Here is a 23,643-nt window from a genome sequence, read left to right as displayed (position 1 = left end):
TTTCACGGATCGACAGCACACCGGGGTGCGGTCGTCGAATGGAAGAGAGAACAGCAGCTATGCCGAATGGTTCAGAGTCCGGGGCGGGGCTCGCACCGGATCCGGTGCCCGAGTACGCCGCCTGGCGCAAGGGCGTGGCGGGTGTGCTGGCGAAAGCGCGGCGGGTCGATGCTTCCGAGCTCCCTGCCGAACCGGAACATCTGCTCGACGAGACCACCTATGACGGGCTCACGATCGCCCCGCTCTACACCCGCCGTGACGAGCTGCCGGAACAGCCGCTGCCCGGCGCCTTCCCCTATGTCCGCGGTGGCGATGCCACGCGCGACCCGCAGCGCGGCTGGTTCGTCGGTGCGTTCGCCGGTGAGGACGACGCCGAGGCCACCAACCGGGTGATCCTGACCGGTCTCGAGAACGGGGTGAGCGCCGTCGCGCTCGGTGCGGGCCCCTACGGCGTTGCCGTCGACGACATCGCGATCGCACTGCGCGGGCTGCTGTTCGAGCTGGCTCCGCTGACGTTGGTCGCCGGCGCGGCTGCCGGTACCGCCGCCGAGCGGGTGTTCGAGGTGCTCGACGGGTACTCGATCGACGATCGCGCGCAGATCCGGGTCGGTCTCGGCGCCGCCCCGCTGACCAGCGCTTTCACCGGTGCCGAAGACCTCGACCAGGCCGCGGCCGTCGCACTGGCCGTGCGCGCGATCGCCCGACCCGAGACCGTGCGCGCGATCACGGTGGACGGCATCGCCTTCCACAACGCGGGTGCCGCCGACGCACAGGAAGTGGGCGCCGCCGTCGCCGCCGGTCTGGCCTATCTGCGCCTGCTGACCGGTGCCGGGGTCGACATCGCCGACGCGTTCGGCCAGGTCGAGTTCCGCTTCGCGGCCACCGACGACCAATTCGCCACCATCGCGAAGTTCCGCGCGGCCCGGCGCCTGTGGGCCCGAGTGGCGCAGGTCTGCGGTGCTCCCGCTTTCGGTGCCGCTCCGCAACACGCTGTCACCTCCGCCGCCATGATGACCCAGCGTGACCCCTGGGTGAACCTGTTGCGTACCACGCTCGCCGCGTTCGGCGCGGGCGTCGGCGGCGCCGATTCGGTGACCGTGCTGCCCTTCGACGCGGCCCTGCCCGCGGGCGAACTCGGTGTGTCGACGACGTTCTCCCAGCGCCTGGCGCGCAACACCCAACTGCTGCTGCTCGAGGAATCTCGCCTCGGGCACGTCCAGGACCCGGCCGCCGGCTCCTGGTATGTCGACAGTTTGACCGACGAACTCGCCGCCAAGGCATGGGAGTTCATGCAGGAGCTCGAGACGGCGGGCGGCTACGTCGCCGCGCTCGACGCCGGGGTGCTCGCGGCCCGGATCGCCGAGACCGCCGCCACCCGCGCCGCCGATGTCGCCCATCGCCGGACCGCGGTGACCGGCGTCAACGAGTTCCCGAACCTCGCCGAGCCCCCGCTGTCGGAGCAGGCACGGGAACCGGGCCCGAACGCGCGCTACGGCGCCGCCTTCGAAGCGCTGCGCAACCGTTCCGACGCCTACCTGGCTGCCAACGGCGCGCGCCCCAAGGCGCTGATCGTGCCGCTGGGCCCGGTCGCCGAACACAACGCGCGCACCATCTTCACCGCGAACGTGCTGGCGTCGGGCGGCATCGAGTCCGTCAACCCCGGTCCGCTCACCGTCGACGCGATCGCTACCGCCGCGGTGGAATCCGGTGCGCGCATCGCGGTCCTGTGCGGTGCGGACAAGCGCTACGGCGAACAGGCCGGCGCCGCGACCGACGCCCTGCGCGCCGCCGGAATCGAGACCGTACTGCTGGCCGGACCGGAGAAGTCGGTGGCGCAATACAGCGGGACGCAGCGTCCCGACGGGTACCTGGCCCTGCGCATCGACGCGGTCGCGGTGCTGTCGCAGCTGCTGGAGAAGGTGGGAGCCTGATGACCACATCCGATATCGAGCACCGCATCGGCAGCTTCGCCGAGGTGCCGCTCACCGAGCACGCGCCCGCGGCGGCCGACGTCGACGCCGAGCAGGTGAGCGCGTTCGTGGCCGATGCCGCGACGGCCAACCACACGACTCCCGAGCAGCTGGTCTGGTCGACCCCGGAGGGCATCGACGTGGCGCCGGTGTTCACCAAGGCCGATCGGGATGCGGTTGTCGCGCAGGGCTATCCCCTCGACACCGTGCCCGGCGTCGCGCCGTTCCTTCGTGGGCCGTACCCGACCATGTACGTGAACCAGCCGTGGACGATCCGCCAGTACGCGGGCTTCTCCACCGCCGCGGACTCCAACGCCTTCTACCGCCGCAATCTGCAAGCGGGCCAGAAGGGGCTCTCGGTCGCCTTCGACCTCGCCACCCACCGCGGCTACGACTCCGACCACCCCCGCGTCCAGGGTGACGTCGGCATGGCCGGTGTCGCGATCGACTCCATCCTGGACATGCGTCAGCTCTTCGACCAGATCCCGCTGGATCAGGTGTCGGTGTCGATGACCATGAACGGTGCGGTGCTGCCGATCCTGGCGCTCTATGTCGTCGCCGCCGAAGAACAGGGCGTGACGCCCGACCAGCTGGCCGGAACCATTCAGAACGACATTCTGAAAGAGTTCATGGTCCGCAACACCTACATCTACCCGCCCAAGCCCTCGATGCGGATCATCTCCGACATCTTCGCCTTCACCAGCGCGAAGATGCCGAAGTTCAACTCGATCTCCATCTCGGGTTACCACATCCAAGAGGCCGGTGCGACAGCCGATCTGGAGCTGGCCTACACCCTCGCCGACGGGGTGGAGTACATCCGCGCCGGTATCGCCGCCGGCATGGATGTCGACAAGTTCGCGCCGCGCCTGTCGTTCTTCTGGGCCATCGGCATGAACTTCTTCATGGAGGTCGCCAAGCTGCGCGCCGGGCGTCTGCTGTGGAGCGAGCTGGTGTCGAAGTTCGAACCCCAGAGCGCGAAATCGCTGTCGCTGCGCACACATTCGCAGACCTCGGGCTGGTCGCTGACCGCGCAGGACGCCTACAACAATGTGGCGCGCACCTGCATCGAGGCGATGGCCGCGACCCAGGGTCACACCCAGTCGCTGCACACCAACGCACTCGACGAGGCGCTGGCCCTGCCGACGGACTTCTCCGCCCGCATCGCCCGCAACACCCAGTTGCTCATCCAGCAGGAATCCAACACCACCCGCCCGATCGACCCGTGGGGCGGCTCGTACTACGTCGAGTGGCTCACCCACCAGCTCGCCGAGCGGGCGCGCGCCCACATCGCCGAGGTCGAAGCGCACGGCGGGATGGCACAGGCGATTTCGGAGGGCATTCCGAAGCTGCGCATCGAAGAGGCCGCCGCGCGGACCCAGGCGCGCATCGACACCGGGCAGCAGCCGGTGATCGGTGTCAACAAGTACCAGGTGGAAGAGGACCACGCGGTCGAGGTTCTCAAGGTGGAGAACTCGCGGGTGCGTGCCGAGCAGATCGAGAAGCTGCGAGGGCTTCGCGCCGAACGGGATTCGGCCGCTGTGGAGCGGGCGCTGGCCGAATTGACCCGTGCGGCAGCGTCTTCCGAGGGCGGCATGGAGAACAACCTGCTCGCGCTCGCCATCGACGCCGCGCGCGCCAAGGCCACCGTCGGTGAGATCTCCGACGCGCTGGAGAAGGTGTACGGCCGTCATCAGGCCGAAATCCGTACCCTGTCCGGTGTGTACCGTGACGAAGCAGGCAAGGCCTCCAACATCGGCGCCGCCATCGCGCTGGTCGAGGAGTTCGGCGAGGCCGAGGGGCGCCGTCCCCGCATCCTGGTCGCCAAGATGGGCCAGGACGGTCACGACCGCGGCCAGAAGGTGATCGCGACCGCGTTCGCCGACCTCGGCATGGACGTCGACGTGGGTCCGCTGTTCCAGACGCCCGAAGAGGTGGCTCGCCAGGCGGCCGACAACGACGTGCACATCGTCGGCGTGTCCTCGCTGGCCGCCGGTCACCTCACCCTGGTGCCCGCCTTGCGGCAGGCGCTGGCCGAGGTCGGTCGTCCCGACATCATGGTCATCGTCGGCGGCGTGATCCCGCCCGGTGACTTCGACGAGCTCTACGAGGCCGGTGCGGCGGCGATCTTCCCGCCCGGCACCGTCATCGCCGACGCGGCCATCGACCTGCTGAAGAAGCTGGGCGCCGCACTCGGGCACGAGATCGGCGGCGGCGCACAGGCATGAGCGGTCAGCGCCCGGAGGCGGTAACCGGCGTAGCCACTGAGGGCGCCCGAGCCTGCCGTATCGGAACAGTATGAGCGACGCCGCACACGTAGCCGGGGGTGCCGACGCGCACCCTCGGCTCGGGACCACCGCGGGCGTCGGTTCGCCCCGTAACGAAGGCCGCACCGCTGCGGGTGTTCGCCGGACGATCGACGTGGACGCGCTCGCCGAGGAGATCAAGGCCGGGCAGCGGTCGGCGCTGGCCCGCGCGATCACCCTGGTCGAATCCACCCGCTCCGATCATCGGGAGCTGGCTCAGCAGTTGTTGCTAGGGGTGGCCGCGGAACCGGGCAGTGTCGTGTCGAACCGGGTCGGGATCACCGGCGTCCCCGGCGTCGGCAAGTCCACGTTCATCGACGCGCTCGGCATGTACCTGCTCGGCAAGGGGCATCGGGTCGCTGTTCTCGCGGTGGATCCGTCGTCGACCCGTACCGGCGGTTCGATCCTCGGGGACAAGACGCGCATGGCGCGATTGTCCTTGGAAGCCGACGCGTTCATCCGGCCGTCGCCGACCGCGGGCACCCTCGGCGGCGTCGCCAAGGCGACCCGCGAAACGATCGTGCTCTTGGAAGCCGCCGGATACGACGTGATCCTCGTGGAAACCGTCGGCGTCGGCCAGTCCGAGGTGACCGTCGCCAATATGGTCGACGTGTTCTGCTTCCTCACCCTGGCCCGCACCGGAGATCAGTTGCAGGGCATCAAGAAAGGCGTGCTCGAACTCGCCGAACTCGTGGCGGTCAACAAGGCCGACGGCAAACACGAGATCGAGGCCAAAGGCGCCGCTCGCGAGCTGGCGGGCGCACTGCGCCTGATCCACCCGCACGACGCGCTGTGGAAACCACCGGTACTCACCATGAGCGGCCTGGAGGGCGTCGGCCTCGAGAAGTTCTGGGACACCGTCCTCGATCATCGGCGGGTGCTCACCGAGGCGGGCGAATTCGCCGAGAAGCGGCGCCGCCAGCAGGTCGACTGGACCTGGACCATGGTCCACGACCAGATCCTGCGTCGCCTCGCCGACAATCCGAACGTGAAAGATGTTCGCGCGCAAGTGGAGTCGGCTGTCCGCGTGGGCACCCTCACGCCGGCCCTCGCGGCCGAGGAGATCCTGAGCGCGTTCGACGCTTGATCGGTGGCGTGTCGTCGCGGCCGGTTGCGGTTGCGGCGGTACTCGGTGAGCGACCCCTTGGTCACGCACCGCGCTTCGCGTGGCATTTTTCGGTAGTCGACGCGATTTCAACCGAACGAAGGGTTGCGCGAAGTGCCGCGACCGTGAATACTTAGGCATGTGCCTAAGTATTCACCCGACGAACCGGATGGAGGGCTCGACAGTGTCTTCCGGGCTCTGGCCGATCCGACTCGTCGCGCGATCGTCGAACGGCTGTCGCGTGGGCCCGCATCGGTGTCGGATCTCGCCGCACCGTTCGAGGTCGCGCTTCCGACGATCGTGCAGCACTTGAAAGCGCTGGAGGCCGGTCGGCTCGTCAGCTCGGCCAAGATCGGCCGCGTGCGCACCTACCAGCTGATGCCGGATGCCTTCGCCACGGCGACGGACTGGCTGCACCGCCAACGTCCGCCGGCGCAGCGACAGGTGGACCGGCTCACGGCACTACTCGTGGAATCGACCGACAAACCAGAGGGAGAAGAACAATGACCGACACGGTGACCCGCTCCATCGCTCACGCCCAGTTCACCATCGAGCGCGAGGTGCCCGTCGCGCCCGCCGTCGTTTTCCAGGCTTTCGCCGACCCCACGGTGAAAGCGAAGTGGTTCGGCGGCGAAGAAGGCTGGGAACAGGGTGAGGTCTCGGTCGACTTCGAGGTCGGCGGCCGCGAGATCAACGAAGGCACCTTCGAGAAGAAGATGACCTCCCGATTCGTGGCGACCTACACCGACATCGTCGACAACGAACGCCTCGTCTACACCTACGACATGTGGTTGAACGGATCCCATATCTCCACCTCGGTGGCCACCTGGGAATTCGAACCCACCACCACCGGCACCAAGCTCACCCTCGTCGAATTCGGTGCTCACCTCGACGGTTTCGACACCGGCGCCCAGCGCGAGGCAGGCACTCGCGACCTCGTCGACGCCCTGGTGAACTACCTCGTCGCACAGGCGTGAGCATCTCGGCCGGGCGGCGGCTCAGGTGACCGTCATGGTGACGATCGCCGGCGTGGTCGGCCCGGCCGAACCACCGGCGGGTTCGACGGTCACCGCGAGAGTGTCGGCTCGGTCGACAGCGGTGACGACCGAAGCCTGACCGTCCATCACCGCCACCGATTGCGGTGTGCCCGCGTGTATCAGCCACAGCTGGTACGCGCGATCGGCGGGCAGCGCGGGCAGGTCGTGCATCGACACCGCGGCCGCCCCGAGTTCCCGCGACAGGTACACCGTCATCGCGCCGCCACCGGTGACGGGGACCGAGGACTCCTGGCTGTCGGGCTGGTCGAGCACCTGCTGCGCGGTGACCGTGCCCGGACCGTCGTCGGCGCGCTCGATCACCACCGCGATGCCGACCCCGGCGCCGACCGCCACGATCGCGGCGGCGGCGACGGCCAGCCATCGAAGCTGCCACCGATTGCCCGCGGCGCCGCGCACCGTGAGCGGCCGCGCCGGTGGATCCTGCTGGTCCAGTGCGCGCATCAGTGCCGCTTCGAGTCGCGCCGGCGGTGCGACGGAATCGAACACTGTCAGCTCCGCCATCGTCTCCTGGATGCGGCATACTGCGGTCTGGAATTCGGCCACCCGCTCGGGACCCGCGGCCTCGAGCCATTGGTCGAGTGCCAATCGCTGCGCGGGTTCCATCGCGTCGATGGCGTACGGGTAGGCCTCGTCGATCCACGACCAGGGGGTCCGCCGATCGGTGTCGCTCATCGGGGGGTCCCTCCGGTCAAGCAGTTCTCGAGCCTTTTCAAGCCGTCTTTGATCCGGCTCTTCACCGTCGGCAACGGCACCGCCAAGGTCTCGGAGACCTCGACGTAGGTGCGGCCACCGTAGTAGGCCATCGCCACCGCTTCGCGTTGGAGGTCGGTCATGGTCTGCAGGCAGTCCAGCACCGCCTGCTCGTCCAGGCGCTGGGTGACCTCCTCGGCCACGATGTCGTGGTCGCGCCCGAGGTGTGCGTGGCCGAACACGAGGTCGCGGCGGGTGGCCGACTGCTCGGTCCGCACCCGGTCGACCGCGCGCCGGTGGGTCAGCATCAGCAGCCAGCCGATCGGGCTGGCCTTGGCCGAGTCGTACTGTCCGGCCAGCGACCAGACCTGGAGGAACACCTCCTGGGCGATGTCCTCGGCGGCACCGTGGTTGCGCACGATGCGCAGCGCGAGCCCGAACACCCGGGGGCTGGCCGCACGGTAGAACTCGGCGAACGCCGTCCGATCGCCCGCCGCGATGTCGTCCAGCAGGATGACCAGCCGGGCCTGGGCGGCGTGGTCGCGCCCGGCGCCCACGGGGCAGGAGGCCGCCTGCTCGGTGACGGCCCGCAGGTGGATCGGTGCGGAGCCCGGCCGGGTCGTCATCGTGTGGTCCCTGCTCGTTTCAGCATGAGAGGGGGTTCGGCCCGCCCTCGGGTTCGGATGGGTGGCGACGTTGTTGCCGTCGCCACGGGGCTCGGCCGACTCGGTGGCGCGGACTGTCGGCGATCGCCGTCGATGGTCGTCGCCACGCTAGCTGCCCACACAGTCGATGACCGGCGCGGGATATTCGGCCGGGTCGATGTTCGCGCGCCACGGACGGTGGATACTCGCGCCGGGCAGGTGCGCCAACTCGGGCAGCCACCGTCGCACGTAGACGCCATCGGGGTCGTAGCGGTCGGCCTGGCGCAAGGGGTTCAGTACCCGGTTGGGTCGGGTATCGGTGCCGGTGCCGGCCACCCACTGCCAGTTGAGCTGGTTGTTCGCGAGGTCGGCGTCGACGAGCCAGCGCAGGAAGTGCGCCGCACCGACCCGCCAGTCCTGATGCAGCGATTTCGCGAGGAAGCTGGCCGCGATCAAGCGCGCACGCCCCGGCATCCAGCCCTCGGCGCGCAGTTGCCGCATGCCCGCGTCGACGATCGGGTAGCCGGTGCGTCCGTCGCGCCACGCGTCGATGGCCTTTTCGTCCTCGGGGCCCGCGGTCACCCGGGTGCGATAGTCCGACCAGGCGGCATCGGGACGAGCGGCGAGCACCTGGTGGTGGAAGTCGCGCCAGGCCAACTGTCGGGCGAAGGCGAGTCCGCCGTCGGTCGCTGTATCGACCCTGTTCACCACTTCGGTGGGGGACAAGCACCCGAAATGGAGGTAGGGCGAGAGCCGGGAGGTGGCGTCGGCGGCGAGATCGTCGTTGTCGCGGGCGTAGTCGACGATCGGGCCGTCGAGCCAGTCGCGCAGTAGCGCACGCCCGGCGGACTCCCCGCCCACCCGCAACCGTGGTGACGGCTCCCCGGCACCGAGATCCTCCGGCCGAGGCAGGGGCGCACTGCGGATCGACGGCACCGACAGCGACCGGGGCGCCGGGAGCGGGGCGCGGTGATGGGCCGCACTCCAGCGCCGGAAGTAGGGGGTGAAGACGGCGAAGTGATCACGCCCGGTCGACGGGGTGAGCTCGGAGGACGTGGCTGTGACGGAACCGGAATGGCAGTGCACGGTCGTGTCGGAGATCCGGCGCAGAGCCTGCTCGCGCCTTCTGCTGTAGCGGCTCACGTCCTCGGCCAGGTGCACGCTCGCGGCGTCGGTCTCCCGCACCACGCGGTCGACCTCGTCGACCACCGAGCCGCGGCGCACGACGAGCGCACCGCCGACCGCGCGCAGTTCCTTGTCGAGATCGGTCAGCGCGGCGGCCAGGAAGTGCGCGCGATTGGGCGGGCAGCGGTCGGGCACCAGCGCCTCGTCGACGACGAACAACGGCACCACCTGGTCGGCTTCGCGGGCGGCCGCGGTGAGCACCGGATTGTCGTGGACGCGCAGGTCACGGGTGAACAGCGCGATAGCGACGCTCATCGTGCGCAGAGGGGCAGCACACCCGTGCGTCCGCCGGTGGTGGGCGAGGTGAGATAGATGCACGGGTCCTGGCCCGCGGTCACGATCGCCTCGTCGATCTGCTGCCAGGTGGCGTCGTCCAGAGCCGGGGTGCGCGAGAGGACGAAACCGGAGAGCCTGCTCGGGGAAGTGACCAGGGCCCACGAATAGTCCGGGCCGAGCGCGGTGACGATGTAGTTGGTCGGTCCCTCACGGCCGTCCTGGCCGGGGACGCCGGGGAAGCTCACGTGCAGCTGCGCGTTCGTGGCCGGGTCGTTCACCGTCGCTGTGCCGCGGATCTCGTCTACGCCGCCGTTCCAGGTGTGGCAGCGGTTGTGGACCGCGATGTCGCCTCGGGGGTCGAGGGTGTAGGTCGCGGTGGTGTCGCGCGCGCAATTGAGGTTGAACACCTGCGGGACCGCCGCGAGCTGATTCCAGGTGCCGAGATAGCGGTCGAGCTCGAGGTTCGGCACCGGCGCCGGTGGTTCGGCGGCTGCGGTGCCGGCGCCGCTGACGGTGAGTCCGACGGCGATCAGCAGGGCGGTGGTCCACGGGCCGAGTCGGGTGCGCACAGGAAACTCCTCGCGGTAGACGATGTTCCCCCAGGCTAGCAGTAAATGATGCACTATTGATGCATGAGAAGGACGGTTCAGCGGATGGCCGGAGCGTGCCGACAACGCGTGAGGGCCGGGCCGTGATGCATCCGCCCGGGCATTCCGGGCAGAATGAAACGATGCCCGCCGGTTTTGCTCCTGCTTCCGCCGCGGCCGGATACACGGTGCGCGCGGTGGCCGACCGTCTCGGCATCCCGACCGCGACCCTGCGAAGCTGGAACCGCCGCTACGGCATCGGTCCCGCCCAGGAACGTCCGGGCAGCCATCGGCTCTACACCGACACCGATATCGCCGTGCTCGAGCACATGCTCGCGCTGATCGGCGGCGGCGCCAGTCCGGCCGGTGCCGCGGCCGCGGCCCGGGGGCCCGTGCCGGTTCTCGGTGATCGCGGTGGCCTGCTCGACGCGGCGTTCGCGCTGGACACCGGCGCGGTCTACGCCCACCTGGATGCGCACGTGCGGGCCCATGGTGTCGTGCAGACCTGGGAAGGGGTGTGTCGGCCCGCCTTCGCCGATATCGTCGCACGCCAGGGTGGCGGTGAGGGATGCATCGACGTCGAGCACCTGCTGTCGTGGTCGATCGCGGCGGTCATGCAACAGGTGAAACCGGCGCAGAGCAGTGCGCCCGCGCTGCTCGCGTGCACCAGTGGCGAAACGCATTCGCTCCCTTTGGATGTGCTGCGTGCGGCTTTGGCGCAGGCGGGGGTGGGGGCCCGCATGCTGGGCGCCGACGTGCCGACGGTCGCGCTGTCGGATGCGCTCGCCAGGCATTCGGGCCGAACCGCGGTGCTGTTGTGGTCGCAGCGGGAGTCGACCGCGTTGACCTCGGCGGTGCTTGCCTGTGTGCGGGCCGGTGCGCGGGTGCTCGTCGGCGGGCCGGGCTGGGAAGTCGTGATGCTTCCGGACGAGGTGGAGCGCATCGGTAGCCTGACGGCCGCGGTCGACGCCCTCCGCTGAATCTGTCGGCGACGTCACCGTTTCCGGTCGAGGGTGGACGATCGGTCGGTGAATGATGCGTAGTCGAGGCGGTCTTGATCCCGGAGCGGGCTCTCCGCCATCGCCTGTTCGCTGATGACGCCCGGCGACGGATGACTGTGTCAGCTCGTAGTTCTCCCGAGCAGATGGCGCAGCGTCTCCTCCAAACCCTCGGTGCGGAAAGCGTGTCCGACCTCCGTCAACCGAGCCGGGGCCACGCGCTGGCTGGCCTCGGCCAGCTCGCGCGCGCCCTGCTTGCCCAGGAGCACCGCCGGACCGAAACTCGGGACCGGCAGCAGGGCGGGGCGGTGCACCACATGCGCCAGCACACGGGTGTACTCGCTGTTGCGAACCGGCTGTGGCGCAACGGCATTGACCGGGCCCTCCAGCGCGTCGTCCCACAACGCGCGGTGGTACACATCGACGAGGTCGTCGATGCCGATCCACGACAACCACTGTCGGCCGTCCCCGATCCGCCCGCCCAGGCCGGCGGTGAACAACGGCCGGAGCAATCGCAGGGTGCCGCCACGAGGAGACTGCACGATGCCGGTGCGCACCCGCACGACGCGGACTCCGCCCACCGCGGCGGGAGCGCACGCGGCCTCCCATTGTTCGACCACATCGGCCAGAAATCCGTCGCCGCGCTCGGACTGCTCGGTGAGCGTGTGGTCGCCGCGGTCGTAGCCGTAGTAGCCGACGGCCGAGGCGCAGACGAAGGTGTCGATATTCGAGGCGGCGGCGAGTTCGGCCAGCCGACGGGTCGGTTCGATACGGCTGTCGGCGACTGCTCGCCGGTGCTCGGCGGTGAATCGCCCCGCGATGGACGCTCCCGCCAGGTGAACCACGGCATCGATGTCGGCGAGCAGGTCGGCGGCCGGATCGGCGGGATCCCACTGTCGTTCGTCGCGATGACGGGGGCGGTGGCGGACCAACCGCACCACGCGATGCCCGCCGGAGCTCAGGAAAGCGCTCAACGCGGTACCGACCAGTCCCGACGCGCCGGTCATCGCGATCGTCGAGGGCTGTCGACCGGACTCGGCCGCTCGGCGATGGGCGGCCAGATCGTTCGTCAGCTGGCGATAGCGGTAGGCGAACATCGGCCGCAACACGGACTCCGGAATCGGCGTCTGCACCCGATCGATGACGCGGGTGTGTGTGTCGTCGACCTCGGTGAACTCGTGCACGTGCCGCCACGACAACAAGCGCGACACCGGGATCGAAGCAGGACCGTCCGCGGCGACGGCATCGACGAACCGCTCGGGCGGACGGTATTGCGTGGGGTCGTGCTGGGCGACCCAGCGCAGCCCGCCGGGAAGTCCGAGCACCGCTTGCCCGGAGGCCAGCGAATCGGCCTCGGCGAGCAGGGTGACCGGCTGCCACGGCGGAGCCAGGCGCGTGAACGCGCCGCGACGGGCGAACCAGGCGAAGACCTCGGCCCGGGGTGTCGCGACGATGTCAGAACACTCGATGCCCATGGCTCGACTGTAGTCAAACTCCGCGGATAGTGAAGCGATGACGCATCGAAAAGGAGGAATCACCGGAGCTTGGGGTCCATCTTTTCGGAACGACGATGCACAGACATGGCAATCTGACAGCCGTCTAGCCGTGGCTCATGGACCCCATGTCCATCTGCATGGGTGCGGCTTGCTGACCGGGGGCGAGGACCAGGAATTGGCCCATCATGCCCTGGTCTTCGTGGTGGAGCAGGTGACAGTGGTACATGTACGGGTAGGTGGGGTCGGTGTGGTCGGCGAAGTGCATCGCCAGGGTGTAGGTGGTATCGGGCGTGGTGTAGACGGTGTCCTTCCAGCCGGAAAGGTCTGGGGGAGGGGGTGTTCCGTCGACAGCGAGGATCTGGAACTGCACATCGTGGACGTGGAAGTTGTGCGGCCAGTTGTCCTTGTTGCGGACCGTCCAGACTTCGGTGGTGTCGACGGGGACGGTCATGTCGATGCGGTTCATGTCCATGCGGCGGTTGTTGATCATGAACCATTGCAGGTCGAAGGAGCGGGTCGGCGCAGTGGTCGGGGAGGCGAGGGCGCGCATCGGGATCAGGGTCGCGGGCAGGGCGGCGGACGGGCGCAGGCCGGAAGCGGCCCGCAGGGTCAAGATGGTGAAGGTGTCGTCGAAACCGAACTCCGCGGCGCGGTCGATGCCCGCGCGTTCGGTGATCGGCAGCGACCGTAACGTGACGTTCTCGCCCGCTCCGAGGGTGACCACCAGTTCGGCGCGTTCGCCGGGGCTGAGTTGAATTCGTTCCAGGGTGACGGGTTCGGGGAGCAGGCCGCCGTCGGTAGCGATGAGCTGGAACTTTCTGCCCTCGTTGAAGGAGAGGTTGTAGAGGCGGCCCGACGAGCCGTTGAGGATGCGCAACCGGACCCGCTCGGTGGTGACGGTCAGGTGGGCGTTCGCGATCCCGTTGGTGACGATCGTGTCGCCGAGCAGGCCGACATCGGTGGCATCGGAGTCGTCGAGGGTGCCGTCGTCGGTGAACCGGCGGTCCTGGATCACCAGCGGAATGTCGTCGACGCCGTACTCTTTCGGCAGATCCAGCGCGTCCGAGGCATCGTCGTCGATCAGGAAGAGTCCGGAAAGGCCACGGTGGACGTGCTTTTCGGTCGCGCCGTGGGGATGCGGGTGGTACCAGAGCGTGGCGGCTTGTTGCGCGATCGTCCAGTGTGGCGCCCATACCGCGCCGGGGGCGATCATCTGGTGCGGGCCACCGTCGAACTTCGCGGGTAGGTGCATTCCGTGCCAGTGCACGGAGGTGGGTTCGGACAGATCGTTGGTGATGGTGAAGGCGACCTGCTCACCGCGTCGAGCGCGCACGGTCGGGCCGAGGACCGATCCGCTGTATCCCCAGGTCGGTGTCTGCTTGCCCCGGATCATCTCGGTGGTCCCCGACTGAGCCCGCAAGGCGAACCGGCGGACGCCGTCCGGCCCGACGGTCGAGGGGGCCTGGGGTGGGATGGGCAGGGCGCGGGGCGAGTCGGCTGCCGAACCGGCCGGCGACGGGCGGATCGAACACCCGGCCGCGTACGCCGCCGGTACGAGGGCGAGCCCGGTGAGAAATCCTCGTCGCGAGACCACGTATTGCTCCTTCTGTGTGGGAACCCCCAGCCTCGTTCGGTCACCGCGGCCGCGGCTCCGCCGAACAGTCGGAACCGATCCACCGAACTCCGCCCGCGCGACCCTTGCGGACGCACTTGTCGCGTGGTATCAGAAGACCCTTCGCGAATGGATAGAGCAGGAGCTCGGGCGGATGCCGTGCCGCTCGTCGCCTCCCTGCGGGCGCGCCGACCCCCACCCGCGCTGTCCGAACCGCTCGGTCACCTACCGTGGGGGCGTGATCGACATCCGCACACACCGCGACCGGCGAGTGCTGCTGCGGTGGCTACCGCTGGTGCTGATCCCGGTGGTGCTGCTGGCCAGCACCTACCCGGACCAGTACCGTGTGCCACCGCACTACTGGCTGCTGTCGATGACCGCGGGCGTGGTGTTCCTGGCAGGCTCGCACAGGCCGCTCCCGGTGTCGATCGCGCTGTCGATCCTGGCCGTGCCGATGCTGCGCACAGATGCCTGGGGTGTGTCCGGCCTGGTGCCGTACCTCGGCGCGGTGGCCCTGGTCGATGTGGTCGCCCGCACGCACCGGTGGCCGACCGTGGCGGGGGCGACAGCCGCGTGGGCGGCCGCGGTGGCACTCGGACGGATCGGTCTCCACGACACTTCGATCGGTCGGGCGTCCACCCTCGTCGAGGCCGTGGCCTACGTGGGACTGCCGTTGCTGCTCGGGTTGTATCTGCGTGGACAGCGTGAGCTGGCGCAGAATCTGCGCCAGCGTGCCGACGAGGCCCAGGCGCGGACCCGTCTCGACGAGCGTGCCGCGCTGGCCAGGGAACTCCACGATGTGGTCGCCCACCATATGGCCTCGATCGTGCTGCGGATCTCGGTGGCCGGGCACGTCGTGCGCGAAGCCGATCCGCGCATTCTCACCGTCCTCGACGACGTGCGGGGTACCGCCGCCGCCGCGCTCGCCGACATTCGCAGGCTGCTGGCCGCTCTGCGTGACCCGGCTCTGGGCACCGTCGCCTTGGTCGACACCGACGCGGTCGCGACCGAGGTCGATGCCGCGCTCACCCGGGCTCGGGCCGCGGGGTTCACCGTTGTGGCCGAGGTCGACTCCGACCTCAGCGGACTCGACGCGATCAGCAGGCTCACCCTGTTGCGACTGGTGCAGGAATCGTTGACCAACGTGATGAAACACGCGGATCCCGCTGTGCCGGTGCGGTTTCGGATCAGCGCCCGCGAGGGTGGGATCGCGATCGAGGTCGTCAACGGTGGTCGCCGGGCCACGGCACCACCGGGGCACGGGATCGTCGGAATGCGCGAGCGTGCCGAACTGGCGGGCGGCACCCTCTCCGTCGGCACAGGCACCGACGACGGGAGCTGGACGGTGCGCGCCTGGCTGCCGGACAGCGCGAGACACGGGGAGCCGTCGTGATCACGGTCCTGCTCGCCGACGATCAGCGACTGGTGCGCGCCGGCCTGCGAATGCTCATCGAGGACACCGCCGACCTCGCCGTCGTGGGAGAGGCCGCCGACGGCGTGGAAGCGGTGCGGCTGTATGCCGAGCTCGGTCCCGACCTGGTCGTGATGGACCTGCGGATGCCCGGCCTGGACGGTGTCGCGGCGACCCGGCAGATACTCGCCTCGTCACCGCGCGCGAAAGTGCTCGTGCTCACCACTTTCGACGACGACGACCATCTGTTTCCGGCACTGTCCGCCGGGGCGTCGGGGTATTTCGTCAAGGACACCGAGCCCGCCGTGCTGCTCGACGCCATCCGGCGCACGGTGGAGGGCGACCTGTTGTTCTCCCCGGCACTGCTGCGTCGCCTGATCGGGCGGGCACTGCACGCGCGGCCGGTTCCGGAAACGCCCACGCCGCCTGCCGATGTGACGCCCCGCGAGCGCGAGGTGCTGCGTCTGGTCGGGGAAGGGCACGGCAATCAGGCGATCGCCGATCGCCTGCATCTCGGCGTGAGCACCGTCAAGACCCACGTCGCCAATCTGCTCGACAAGACCGGGACCGACAACCGCGTTCGGCTGGCTGTCTACGCGTCGAAACTGACCGACTGATCAGCCGAGCTCGAACAATCGCACCGCGTTGTCATGGCAGACCTTGCGCAGCCACTCCGGGCCGAGATCGAGGCGTTCCAACGCGCCGACGGCCTCGGCATAGGGGTACGGGATATTGGGGAAGTCGCTGCCGAACAGAATGCGATCGGCGAAGCGGCGCAGTCGATCTCGTTCGGCGGGCGGGAACGGGGCACCGCCCTCGCTGAAGTCGGTCCACACCATCGTGGTGTCGAGGTACAACTGGGGATATCGCTCGGCCAGGTCGAGGAATTCGCTGTATTCGGGGTTGCCCATGTGCGCGATGATCAAGCGCAGGGTCGGGAAGCGCAGCAGCAGTTCGGCGATGGGGGCGGGCCCGGTGAACTCACCGGGGGCAGGGCCGGATCCGCAGTGGATGAGAATCGGCGTGCCCGTCTCGGCGAGGATCGCCCACACGGGGTCGAGCAGTGGGTCCAAGGGCGAGAACGCGCCGACCTGGATGTGTACCTTGAACACTCGCGCCCCACGGTCGATGGCCTCGCGGACATAGCGGGGCGCGTCCGGCTCGGGGTAGAAGGTGGCCGTGTGCAGGCAATCGGGGGTGCGGTCGGCGAACTCGGCGGTCCAGTCGTTGAGCCAGGCGGCCATCTCCGGCTTGTGCGGGTACACCAGGGAGGTGAACGCGCGAATGCCGAAGTCGCGCAGGGTTTTCAGGCGCACCTGTTCGTCGTCGCGGTAGGTGATCGGCCACGCTCGCCCCGTCAGCGGACCGGCGGCGTCGAAATATGCCCAGACCTTGCGCATCACCTGATCGGGCATGAAGTGGGTGTGGACGTCGACGATCGCGGGCAGGTCGTAGCGGGTGCGGAAGTCGGCGAGGTAGGCGACGGTGTCCACGGTCATGGCTGCTCCGGGTAGAGGCGGCGCGCCAGGGCGCCGACGCGGGTGGTGAGCCGTTCGAAGAAGACGGCGGGGTCGGTGTCGATCACGATGTCGGCGTTGGGTTCTCGGCCCCACATACCGGCCCAGTCGGCGACGGTGGTGGCGCGGGTGATGGTGCCCGCCAGCTCCACGTCGACGGTGGCCGGGCGGGTGGTCGCCAGGGTCGGATCGAGTGCGACCGCGGCGGCGAACGGGTCGTGCATGTGTGCCAGGTAGCCGAGGTCGTACTGGTGGTGGAAGTCGAAATAGAACCGCACCGCGTCGGTGAGGTAGCGGATGATCGGATTGCTCGCCGCCGACCGGAATTGCGGGGGATCGCCCGCGTCGACCCGCTCGATCGGTGCGCTGTGTGCCGACCGCGCGAGCAGTTCGAGGTGCTCGGGGCGCATCTCGATGGATTCGGTGATGTCGAGCGCGCACACCAGCGGTCTGCGGTCCGGCGGCGCGGCCGAGAAGGCGTCGAACACCTCTTTGGCGGCTTCGGGGTCGACGTGGACGTTCCACTCGTTGGTCGGGGTCGTGTTGCCGGGATGGTTGAAGGCACCACCCATGACGACGAGACGGTGCAGCAGGTGGGGCAGTTCGGGCTCGATGCGCAGAGCCAGGGCGAGATTGGTCAGCGGACCGGTACACAAGCCGGTCACCTCGCCCGGATCGGCGCGAACCAGGTCCACCCACAGCTGAGCCGCCGACCTGGCCGACAGCGAACGCGGTGAGACAGGCAGTTCGGCGTACCCGAGGCCCTGCGGACCGTGGGTGTCCTCGGTGGTCCGCAAGGCGATGGCGAGTGGTTCGGCCGCGCCCAGCGCCACCTCGATCTCGGGTGCTCGGCCCAGGTCGAGCATCGCCAGCGTATTGGCCGCGACCTGGGCGCCGTCCACATTGCCCGCGGTGGCGGCGATGCCGATGATCTCGGCCTCGTCGCAGGCCAGCAGGTAGAGGATGGCCAGGGAGTCGTCGATCCCGGTATCGACGTCGAGGAAGATCTTCTGCGGCACGTCGTCGAGGGTAGCCGCGGGCCTCTCGGGGCCCGCGGCCGGTCGACGGTCGATCAGTAGGTCGCAAGCACGAATTCCTCGGTGTGACCGAAGAAGATCTTCATCGCCATACCGCCTCCGGGGATCTGCTCGGCCGTGTCGAGTAACGGTGAGATCTTGTCCTGGTGGCGCTGCTGCGCTCCTGCCGGATCATCCGGGGTGGCGGCGGTCTCGGCGGCCAGCACGAACGCGCCGACGATGGCCATCGCGGTGCCCATGCCGCTCAGGGGGAGCCGCAGTAGCCGGCGTCGCCGATCAGCGTGACCCGTCCGATCGACAGTTCGGGCACGTCGACGCGGGCGACCTCGTCGAAGTAGAAGTCGGGGGTGGAATCCATCGCGTCGAGGATGGTCCGAGCGTGCCACCCCGCGTCGCCGATCATCTTCCTGATGAGTGCGCGCTGGGCGTCGACGTCGCGGCGCAGTGCCGGGTCGACCTCCGTGCGCAGGGTGATGATCGCCTTGGCGGTGCTCGGGTCGGCGACGGCGCCCTCACTGTCGAAGTCCTCCATCGCCACTCGATCCGGCGCAGGCCGCCGCGATCGGGCGGCTGTACTTCGTTCTCGCGCAAGGACTGGGGATGCTGTGGTTGCTCGATCCGGGTTCGGTGGCGGCCGATGGAGATCAGCTCACGATGGCGGTCGAGGCGCTCGCGGGGAAGTGATTCGGGCTGTCGGTCACGGGCGATGGTGGTGGTCGGGAGCGTCGACCCAGAACGGCTGGGCTGATCCGTACGGCGGTGCGGGCCAGCGGTAGTCGCCGTAATCGGCGAATGCCGGTGCGGCTGTGACGAGTTCGCCGTGCGCAACCGTTGCTCGCGAATCGGGCGCGGTCGCGACGGGGTGGTCGGGGCAGCGGCGCTGCGCGGCAAGAAGCCAAGATGCGGTGCGGGCCAGGGACACCCGGACGTTGCGGCCGAACCCGTCCTCGGCGCGCGCCGAGAGGGCGTCCATGACGCCCGCGGCCAGCAGATAGCCCGACCCGTGGTCGAGCGCCTGCGCCGGGAGTGCGCCGGGACGGTCTGGGCCGCCTTCGAGCAGCGAAATGCCGGATGCCGCTTGGACGATGCTGTCGAAACCCCGGCGCGCACCCCACGGTCCGCCGGTGCCCCAGGCGCAGACGGATGCCTCGATCACACCGCGATGTCGGGCGGTGCGCACACCGGCCGCGGTGAGCGCGCCCGGGCGATAACCGGTGACCAGCACATCCGCCGCGGCGAGCAACTCCTCGAAGGTCGCGAGGTCGGTCCGCAGGTCGAGCAGCGTGGAGCGTTTGCCCTGACCGGTGTCGGAGAACTGCCAGTCGATCTCGGGCAGGTGTGGCGGGTCGACGCGGAGCACATCGGCGCCGAGCAGCGCGAGGGTTCGGGTGGCGACCGGGCCGGCGAGCACGCGGGTGAGATCGAGTACGCGCACACCGGTCAGCGGACGGTCGGTCGTGAGAGTCGCCGCGGTGGCGCCGAGTGGAGTGCCCGGCCAATGGTCTGCCGATCGGGGACGACGATCGCGTGCCGACCCGAGGGCGCCGGTGACGGGTGCGTGATCGTCACGTACGTCGATGGCGACCAGCGGGCCCGCGGCAGCCGCACGACCCATCGGACTGTTGGACCATTCGTCCTCGGCGCGGAGGCGGACCGCGATCGCGCCGACTCCTGCCGCGGCGTCTTCGATCTCGGCGCCCTTCAACGTGGCCGCCCGGGCGGTGAGCAAGGTGGCGTCACTGTCGGTGGCCAGGTCGAGCGCTCGCAGCAGTCGATCGCGGTGATGCGGGTAGTTCGCGTGGGTGCGGACCCAGCCGTCGGCGGTGCGAAAGAATCCCGACAGCTCGGCGAAGAACGCGGGGGCATTCGTGCCCCGGCGGAACAGCCGTTCACTGCTGAACGCCGCGGTGACCCGGTCGGCATCGAGGCGAACCGGACGAACGGGCAGGTTCCGCGTGGCCCGTAATCGGTTGGCGGCCGCGCTCGCCGCCGCCACCGAACCCGCCGCGAGCGCCCACACCGGTAGGGTGGCCGCCAACCGCGCACCGGGGTCGGGCACGTCGGCCTCGCTCGACGGTGGAAGTCCCAGCCCCGTCTCGTAGGCGTGAACGAGGTGCTGCGCGGTGGTCACATCGACCAGCCTAGTTGCGGTGATGATGGTGAGGAGTGTGATGTGGGCGTGAATACGGCTGCGACGGAGTGGGTTCGAATACTGCGATCGGACGCGGCGGTGCGTGCACGGCTGACGTGTTTCCCACCCGGCGGGGGATCAGCGACCTTCTATCGGGAACTGGCGCGACACATCGGCCCCGGCGTGGAAGTGACGGCCGTGCAGTATCCGGGCAGACAGGACCGCCTCGACGATCCGACGATCACCGACCTGCATCTGCTCGCCGACCGGATCGCCGCGGACCTCGTGCGGCAGCCGGGACCGGCCCGTTCACTGTTCGGGCACAGCATGGGCGCGACCCTCGCCTACGAGACCGCACTGCGGCTCGCCGCCGCCGGACAACCGGTGCGCGCCCTTGTCGTCTCCGGCCGTCCCGCACCGGATTTCGTCGAAACCGGACGGCTGCACCAGGCCTCGGACGCCGCGCTCATCGACGATCTGGAGCGGCTGGCGAACGACCCGGCGCCGGTGCGACTGCTGCGCACAGAACCGGGACTCGCCGATCTCGTGCTGCCCGCGGTCCGCGCCGACTACCAGGCGGTCGAGACCTATCGGCACCGGCGCGGACCGCTACTGCAGTGCCCGGTTGTCGCTCTGGTGAGCACCGAGGATCCGACGACCTCCGTGGCGCAGGCCGACCAGTGGCGCACGGTCACCGCGGGGCCGTTCAGCATGCGTACCTTCGACGGCGGGCATTTCTACCTCGACGAACAGCACGCCGCGGTGGCGCGGGAGATCACACGGCACGTGAGCTGAGTCGGCGCTGGTACAGGCGCGCGAAGCCGAGCCACGACACGAGCACCGTGATCGCCGCAACCGCGCGCACCACGCCGACCGCGCTGTCGGGGTAGATCACCCCGGTCAGGTAGTGATCGATGAATCCCGCTGCGGGCAACTCACCCACCCCGGCCTGCCTGCGCGCCCAGTTCTCGGCGTAGGTCAGCGGGCAGTGGAAGCCGACCAGGACGGTGCCGAAACCCCACGCCACGGCCAGCGCGTGCAGGCCGATCGTGCGCGGCCACCGCCACGCGAGAAAACCACCGGCGACCACGTACGCGATGAACGCGACGTGGGTGACGGCGAGAACATCGACCAGGACCCGGAACGGCACCTGTTCAGAATATGTAACCGCCGGCCACCCGGAATCATGATCATCATTCCGGTTCGGCATCGCTTGGGTTACCAGGGTGAAGGTCGGTAGTCCTTGAGGAAGCAGCCGTACAGGTCGACGCCGCTTTCACCCTGCACGATCGGGTCGTAGACGCGGGCGGCACCGTCGACGAGGTCGAGCGGAGCGTGGAAGCCCTCCTCGGCGAGGCGGACCTTGGTGAAGTGCGGACGTTCGTCGGTGATCCAGCCGGTGTCGACCGCGGTCATCAGGATCGAGTCGGCTTCGAACATTTCGAGCGCGCTGGTGCGGGTGAGCATGTTCAGCGCGGCCTTGGCCATATTCGTGTGCGGGTGGCCCGGCCCTTTGTAGCCGCGACCGAACTGGCCTTCCATCGCGGAGACGTTGACCACGTACTTGCGCCTGCCCGTCGCGGCCGCCAGCGCCGGACGCAACCGCGACACCAGGATGAACGGCGCGACGGAGTTACACAGCTGCACCTCGAGCAGTTCGGTGGCCTCCACCTCGCCGACGGTCTGCACCCAGCTGTTGGTGTGCGCGAGATCGGGGACGAGGCCACCGGCGTCGATGGCCACACCCGCGGCGATCCGTTCCGGGGTGGCCGAGCCCGCGACCAGCGCGAGTTCGGCGACATCGGTGGCCGACAGGGAGGGGGTGAGCGAGGCGGTGAGCGCGGTGGGGTGGGCCTGCATGGTCTTGCCGAAGGTGACCATCTCCGGCAGGACGCCCGCGGGCAGGGGCGCGGTCTCGGCGTCGACCAGAGCGCTGTAGGCGCCCGCCGATCGACGCACGGTCTGGGCCGCGTTGTTGATCAGGATGTCGAGGGGGCCCTGGGCGGCCACGTCGTCGGCCAGGGCGACGACCTGTGCGGGGTCACGCAGGTCGATGCCGACGATGCGCAGCCGGTGCAGCCAGTCGGCGCTGTCCTCCATGGCGGCGAATCGGCGGATCGCGTCGTTGGGGAAGCGGGTGGTGATGGTGGTGTGGGCACCGTCGCGCAGCAGGCGCAACGCGATGTACATGCCGATCTTGGCCCGTCCGCCGGTGAGCAGGGCGCGCTTGCCGGACAGGTCGGTGCGGGCGTCGCGCTTGGTGTGGCTCGCGGCCGCGCAGTCGGGACACAGCTGGTGGTAGAACGCGTCGACCTGGGTGTAGCGCTGCTTACAGATGTAGCAGGGGCGCGCCTTGAGCAGGGTGCCTGCGCTCGCGCCGGAGACCGACGAGCTGATCGGGATGCCCGCGGTCTCGTCGTCGATGCGTTGCGGGGAACCCGTCGCGGTCGCGGCGATGACCGCGCGATCGTTCGAGGAGATCTGCTCCCTGGCCTCGATGCGACGGCGGTGCTTGAGCTTTTTGAACATGTGCCCGACCGCCCGCTGCACGGCGATGGAATCGGGGTGTTCCTTCTCCAGCTGTCCGGCGCGTTCCAGCACCCGCAGACAGGTCGCCAACTCATCCGGATCGATCGTGTTCTCGGTCATCGGGGAGTGCGACATTCCTTCGTGCGGGAGCGGTGGACGACATCTATTGTCGCATTGGCCGCGCGGGCGACCCGCTGGGTATCGTGATGGGCCGTCGCCGCAACCGCGCGGTGACCATCGAACGCGACGGAGCACCGCGATTTCCCCGCTGGACACCGACACCGCAGACGCGCCGCGCAGGCGCAGGCTCGAACCCGACGAGCGACGCGCGCAGATCCTGGCCTGTGCCATCGACATGTTCGGTGAACGGCCCTATGCGGCGGTGTCGACCGCGGAACTGGCGCAGCGCGCGGGGGTGGCGCGCGGCCTGATCAACCACTACTTCGGCAACAAGCGCGACCTGTACCTGGCGGTGGTGCGCCGTATGGTGACGCTGCCGCGCCAGGACAAGGTGTCGATCCCCGACGGCACGCCCGGCGAGCGGGTCGACGCGATCGTGGGTTGGCTGCTCGACACGATCGTCGAGCACGGCACCACCTGGGTCAAGGTCACCAGCCACGAAGGCGTCGGCGACGACCCCGAGGTGCAGCAGATCCTGGACCAGGCCGACGACGCCGCCGCCGAACGCATGCTCGTGATGATCGGGCGCGCCGATCTGGCAGACAGTGCACCGTTGCGTGCGCTGGTGCTCGCCTACGCGGGCCTGGTGAAAGTCGCCGGGCGCGAATGGATCACCCGCGGCACTCTCACCAGGGCACAGGTGCATCGACTGCTGGCGGATACGTTGCTCACGATGATCACCGAGACGATCCCCAGCGTGCTGCGCACCGATCCGGCCGGACGTTAGAAGTCGAGCGCGGCTTCGCGGACTCGGTCTGCCGCAGACGTGCTGCGGCCACGGGTTTTCCTCGCGACCCGGCGATACGTCCGGTGGTTCGCCGGGTGACCAGCACCGAGTTGGCTCAGCCGCGGCCGCCGCGCCGGTAGCTGGTTCGTTACCGAGGCGCGGTGGCGAGACCGCGCGTTATATCACT

23 protein-coding genes are annotated in these 23,643 nt (G+C 69.2%); 10 read left to right on the top strand and 13 right to left on the bottom strand.

Features of this window, described 5'->3' with window-relative positions:
- Positions 1–59: 59 nt before the first annotated feature.
- The 5 genes from ACFWUR_RS25395 (at position 60) to ACFWUR_RS25375 (ending at position 6,355) form a co-directional block, all read left to right on the top strand.
- Entirely contained in the window at positions 60–1,931 is a 1,872-nt protein-coding gene (locus ACFWUR_RS25395; RefSeq protein ID WP_378910113.1) for a methylmalonyl-CoA mutase family protein, read from the top strand.
- Entirely contained in the window at positions 1,931–4,195 is a 2,265-nt protein-coding gene (gene scpA / locus ACFWUR_RS25390) for a methylmalonyl-CoA mutase (RefSeq protein ID WP_378910112.1), read from the top strand. The genes ACFWUR_RS25395 and scpA overlap by 1 nt, the downstream gene beginning before the upstream one ends.
- A gap of 70 nt (positions 4,196–4,265) precedes the next feature.
- Positions 4,266–5,360, top strand: a complete 1,095-nt coding sequence (meaB, locus tag ACFWUR_RS25385) for a methylmalonyl Co-A mutase-associated GTPase MeaB (RefSeq protein WP_378910110.1) — start codon at positions 4,266–4,268, stop codon at positions 5,358–5,360.
- A 159-nt stretch (positions 5,361–5,519) separates the two neighbouring features.
- Entirely contained in the window at positions 5,520–5,885 is a 366-nt protein-coding gene (locus tag ACFWUR_RS25380) for an ArsR/SmtB family transcription factor (protein WP_378910109.1), read from the top strand.
- Positions 5,882–6,355, top strand: coding sequence for an SRPBCC domain-containing protein (locus ACFWUR_RS25375; protein ID WP_378910107.1), 474 nt, complete (start codon positions 5,882–5,884; stop codon positions 6,353–6,355). The genes ACFWUR_RS25380 and ACFWUR_RS25375 overlap by 4 nt, the downstream gene beginning before the upstream one ends.
- Before the next feature lie 21 nt (positions 6,356–6,376).
- Here ACFWUR_RS25375 and ACFWUR_RS25370 read toward each other — a convergent pair whose 3' ends face one another.
- The 4 genes from ACFWUR_RS25370 to ACFWUR_RS25355 all read right to left on the bottom strand — a co-directional run bounded on the left by ACFWUR_RS25370 (position 6,377) and on the right by ACFWUR_RS25355 (position 9,800).
- Entirely contained in the window at positions 6,377–7,108 is a 732-nt protein-coding gene (locus ACFWUR_RS25370; RefSeq protein WP_378910106.1) for an anti-sigma factor domain-containing protein, read from the bottom strand.
- Positions 7,105–7,752, bottom strand: coding sequence for an ECF RNA polymerase sigma factor SigK (sigK, locus tag ACFWUR_RS25365; protein ID WP_378910104.1), 648 nt, complete (start codon positions 7,750–7,752; stop codon positions 7,105–7,107). The genes ACFWUR_RS25370 and sigK overlap by 4 nt, the downstream gene beginning before the upstream one ends.
- A gap of 147 nt (positions 7,753–7,899) precedes the next feature.
- Positions 7,900–9,210: a cryptochrome/photolyase family protein gene (locus ACFWUR_RS25360; protein ID WP_378910103.1), complete on the bottom strand. Its 1,311-nt coding sequence runs from the start codon at positions 9,208–9,210 to the stop codon at positions 7,900–7,902.
- Complete coding sequence (locus ACFWUR_RS25355) at positions 9,207–9,800, bottom strand: lipocalin family protein (protein ID WP_378910101.1); 594 nt, start codon at positions 9,798–9,800, stop codon at positions 9,207–9,209. Before ACFWUR_RS25355 ends, ACFWUR_RS25360 begins: the two co-directional genes overlap by 4 nt.
- Before the next feature lie 161 nt (positions 9,801–9,961).
- Here ACFWUR_RS25355 and ACFWUR_RS25350 point away from each other — a divergent pair, with 161 nt between their 5' ends.
- A complete protein-coding gene (locus ACFWUR_RS25350; RefSeq protein ID WP_378910100.1) occupies positions 9,962–10,798 on the top strand; it encodes a MerR family transcriptional regulator in 837 nt (278 codons plus the stop codon).
- Positions 10,799–10,938: 140 nt separating this feature from the next.
- Here ACFWUR_RS25350 and ACFWUR_RS25345 read toward each other — a convergent pair whose 3' ends face one another.
- Positions 10,939–12,291, bottom strand: a complete 1,353-nt coding sequence (locus ACFWUR_RS25345) for a TIGR01777 family oxidoreductase (protein WP_378910098.1) — start codon at positions 12,289–12,291, stop codon at positions 10,939–10,941.
- A 124-nt stretch (positions 12,292–12,415) separates the two neighbouring features.
- Positions 12,416–13,906 (bottom strand): multicopper oxidase family protein, encoded by a 1,491-nt coding sequence (locus ACFWUR_RS25340; RefSeq protein ID WP_378910097.1) that lies wholly within the window; start codon positions 13,904–13,906, stop codon positions 12,416–12,418.
- Between the two features lie 256 nt (positions 13,907–14,162).
- Between ACFWUR_RS25340 and ACFWUR_RS25335 the strand changes: the two genes are divergently transcribed.
- Together ACFWUR_RS25335 and ACFWUR_RS25330 are read left to right on the top strand one after the other, a co-directional pair.
- Positions 14,163–15,317 carry a sensor histidine kinase gene (locus ACFWUR_RS25335; RefSeq protein ID WP_378910096.1) on the top strand — a complete coding sequence of 385 codons (1,155 nt, stop codon included), beginning with the start codon at positions 14,163–14,165 and terminating at the stop codon, positions 15,315–15,317.
- On the top strand, positions 15,314–15,952 hold the full coding sequence (locus ACFWUR_RS25330; protein ID WP_378910094.1) for a response regulator: 639 nt from the start codon (positions 15,314–15,316) through the stop codon (positions 15,950–15,952). Before ACFWUR_RS25335 ends, ACFWUR_RS25330 begins: the two co-directional genes overlap by 4 nt.
- Here the strand turns inward: ACFWUR_RS25330 and ACFWUR_RS25325 are convergent, their stop codons facing one another.
- The 5 genes from ACFWUR_RS25325 to ACFWUR_RS25305 all read right to left on the bottom strand — a co-directional run bounded on the left by ACFWUR_RS25325 (position 15,953) and on the right by ACFWUR_RS25305 (position 20,020).
- On the bottom strand, positions 15,953–16,834 hold the full coding sequence (locus ACFWUR_RS25325) for an amidohydrolase family protein (protein WP_378910092.1): 882 nt from the start codon (positions 16,832–16,834) through the stop codon (positions 15,953–15,955).
- Complete coding sequence (locus ACFWUR_RS25320; protein WP_378910091.1) at positions 16,831–17,871, bottom strand: nucleoside hydrolase; 1,041 nt, start codon at positions 17,869–17,871, stop codon at positions 16,831–16,833. Before ACFWUR_RS25320 ends, ACFWUR_RS25325 begins: the two co-directional genes overlap by 4 nt.
- A gap of 53 nt (positions 17,872–17,924) precedes the next feature.
- The gene (locus tag ACFWUR_RS25315; protein ID WP_378910090.1) at positions 17,925–18,128 is read right to left on the bottom strand and encodes a hypothetical protein; all 204 of its coding nucleotides are present in this window, start codon (positions 18,126–18,128) and stop codon (positions 17,925–17,927) included.
- A 5-nt stretch (positions 18,129–18,133) separates the two neighbouring features.
- On the bottom strand, positions 18,134–18,421 hold the full coding sequence (locus tag ACFWUR_RS25310; RefSeq protein WP_378910088.1) for a hypothetical protein: 288 nt from the start codon (positions 18,419–18,421) through the stop codon (positions 18,134–18,136).
- A gap of 165 nt (positions 18,422–18,586) precedes the next feature.
- Positions 18,587–20,020 carry a CoA transferase gene (locus tag ACFWUR_RS25305; RefSeq protein WP_378910087.1) on the bottom strand — a complete coding sequence of 478 codons (1,434 nt, stop codon included), beginning with the start codon at positions 20,018–20,020 and terminating at the stop codon, positions 18,587–18,589.
- Between the two features lie 99 nt (positions 20,021–20,119).
- Between ACFWUR_RS25305 and ACFWUR_RS25300 the strand changes: the two genes are divergently transcribed.
- The gene (locus tag ACFWUR_RS25300) at positions 20,120–20,815 is read left to right on the top strand and encodes a thioesterase II family protein (RefSeq protein WP_378910086.1); all 696 of its coding nucleotides are present in this window, start codon (positions 20,120–20,122) and stop codon (positions 20,813–20,815) included.
- On the opposite strand, the gene ACFWUR_RS25295 is transcribed toward ACFWUR_RS25300, so the two are convergent.
- A complete protein-coding gene (locus ACFWUR_RS25295; protein ID WP_378910084.1) occupies positions 20,796–21,170 on the bottom strand; it encodes a DUF2784 domain-containing protein in 375 nt (124 codons plus the stop codon). The two genes, ACFWUR_RS25300 and ACFWUR_RS25295, sit on opposite strands and share 20 nt — an antisense overlap.
- A gap of 68 nt (positions 21,171–21,238) precedes the next feature.
- The gene (locus tag ACFWUR_RS25290; protein WP_378910083.1) at positions 21,239–22,669 is read right to left on the bottom strand and encodes an SDR family NAD(P)-dependent oxidoreductase; all 1,431 of its coding nucleotides are present in this window, start codon (positions 22,667–22,669) and stop codon (positions 21,239–21,241) included.
- A 235-nt stretch (positions 22,670–22,904) separates the two neighbouring features.
- Here ACFWUR_RS25290 and ACFWUR_RS25285 point away from each other — a divergent pair, with 235 nt between their 5' ends.
- The gene (locus ACFWUR_RS25285) at positions 22,905–23,456 is read left to right on the top strand and encodes a TetR/AcrR family transcriptional regulator (RefSeq protein WP_378910082.1); all 552 of its coding nucleotides are present in this window, start codon (positions 22,905–22,907) and stop codon (positions 23,454–23,456) included.
- The last annotated feature ends 187 nt before the right edge of the window (positions 23,457–23,643 follow it).

The sequence above is a fragment of the Nocardia sp. NPDC058633 genome, assembly GCF_042717045.1.
GTDB lineage: Bacteria > Actinomycetota > Actinomycetes > Mycobacteriales > Mycobacteriaceae > Nocardia.
This window is presented reverse-complemented; position numbering and strand designations above follow the sequence as displayed.

Bases quoted from the DNA above. Each gene is read 5' to 3' on its own strand.
- ACFWUR_RS25315 (WP_378910090.1), bottom strand. From the start codon at position 18,128: ATGGGCACCGCGATGGCCATCGTCGGCGCGTTCGTGCTGGCCGCCGAG.
- ACFWUR_RS25290 (WP_378910083.1), bottom strand. From the start codon at position 22,669: ATGACCGAGAACACGATCGATCCGGATGAGTTGGCGACCTGTCTGCGG.
- ACFWUR_RS25345 (WP_378910098.1), bottom strand. From the start codon at position 12,291: ATGGGCATCGAGTGTTCTGACATCGTCGCGACACCCCGGGCCGAGGTC.
- ACFWUR_RS25375 (WP_378910107.1), top strand. From the start codon at position 5,882: ATGACCGACACGGTGACCCGCTCCATCGCTCACGCCCAGTTCACCATC.
- ACFWUR_RS25325 (WP_378910092.1), bottom strand. From the start codon at position 16,834: ATGACCGTGGACACCGTCGCCTACCTCGCCGACTTCCGCACCCGCTAC.
- ACFWUR_RS25350 (WP_378910100.1), top strand. From the start codon at position 9,962: ATGCCCGCCGGTTTTGCTCCTGCTTCCGCCGCGGCCGGATACACGGTG.
- ACFWUR_RS25360 (WP_378910103.1), bottom strand. From the start codon at position 9,210: ATGAGCGTCGCTATCGCGCTGTTCACCCGTGACCTGCGCGTCCACGAC.
- ACFWUR_RS25395 (WP_378910113.1), top strand. From the start codon at position 60: ATGCCGAATGGTTCAGAGTCCGGGGCGGGGCTCGCACCGGATCCGGTG.
- sigK (WP_378910104.1), bottom strand. From the start codon at position 7,752: ATGACGACCCGGCCGGGCTCCGCACCGATCCACCTGCGGGCCGTCACC.
- scpA (WP_378910112.1), top strand. From the start codon at position 1,931: ATGACCACATCCGATATCGAGCACCGCATCGGCAGCTTCGCCGAGGTG.
- ACFWUR_RS25310 (WP_378910088.1), bottom strand. From the start codon at position 18,421: ATGGAGGACTTCGACAGTGAGGGCGCCGTCGCCGACCCGAGCACCGCC.
- ACFWUR_RS25285 (WP_378910082.1), top strand. From the start codon at position 22,905: ATGTTCGGTGAACGGCCCTATGCGGCGGTGTCGACCGCGGAACTGGCG.
- meaB (WP_378910110.1), top strand. From the start codon at position 4,266: ATGAGCGACGCCGCACACGTAGCCGGGGGTGCCGACGCGCACCCTCGG.
- ACFWUR_RS25370 (WP_378910106.1), bottom strand. From the start codon at position 7,108: ATGAGCGACACCGATCGGCGGACCCCCTGGTCGTGGATCGACGAGGCC.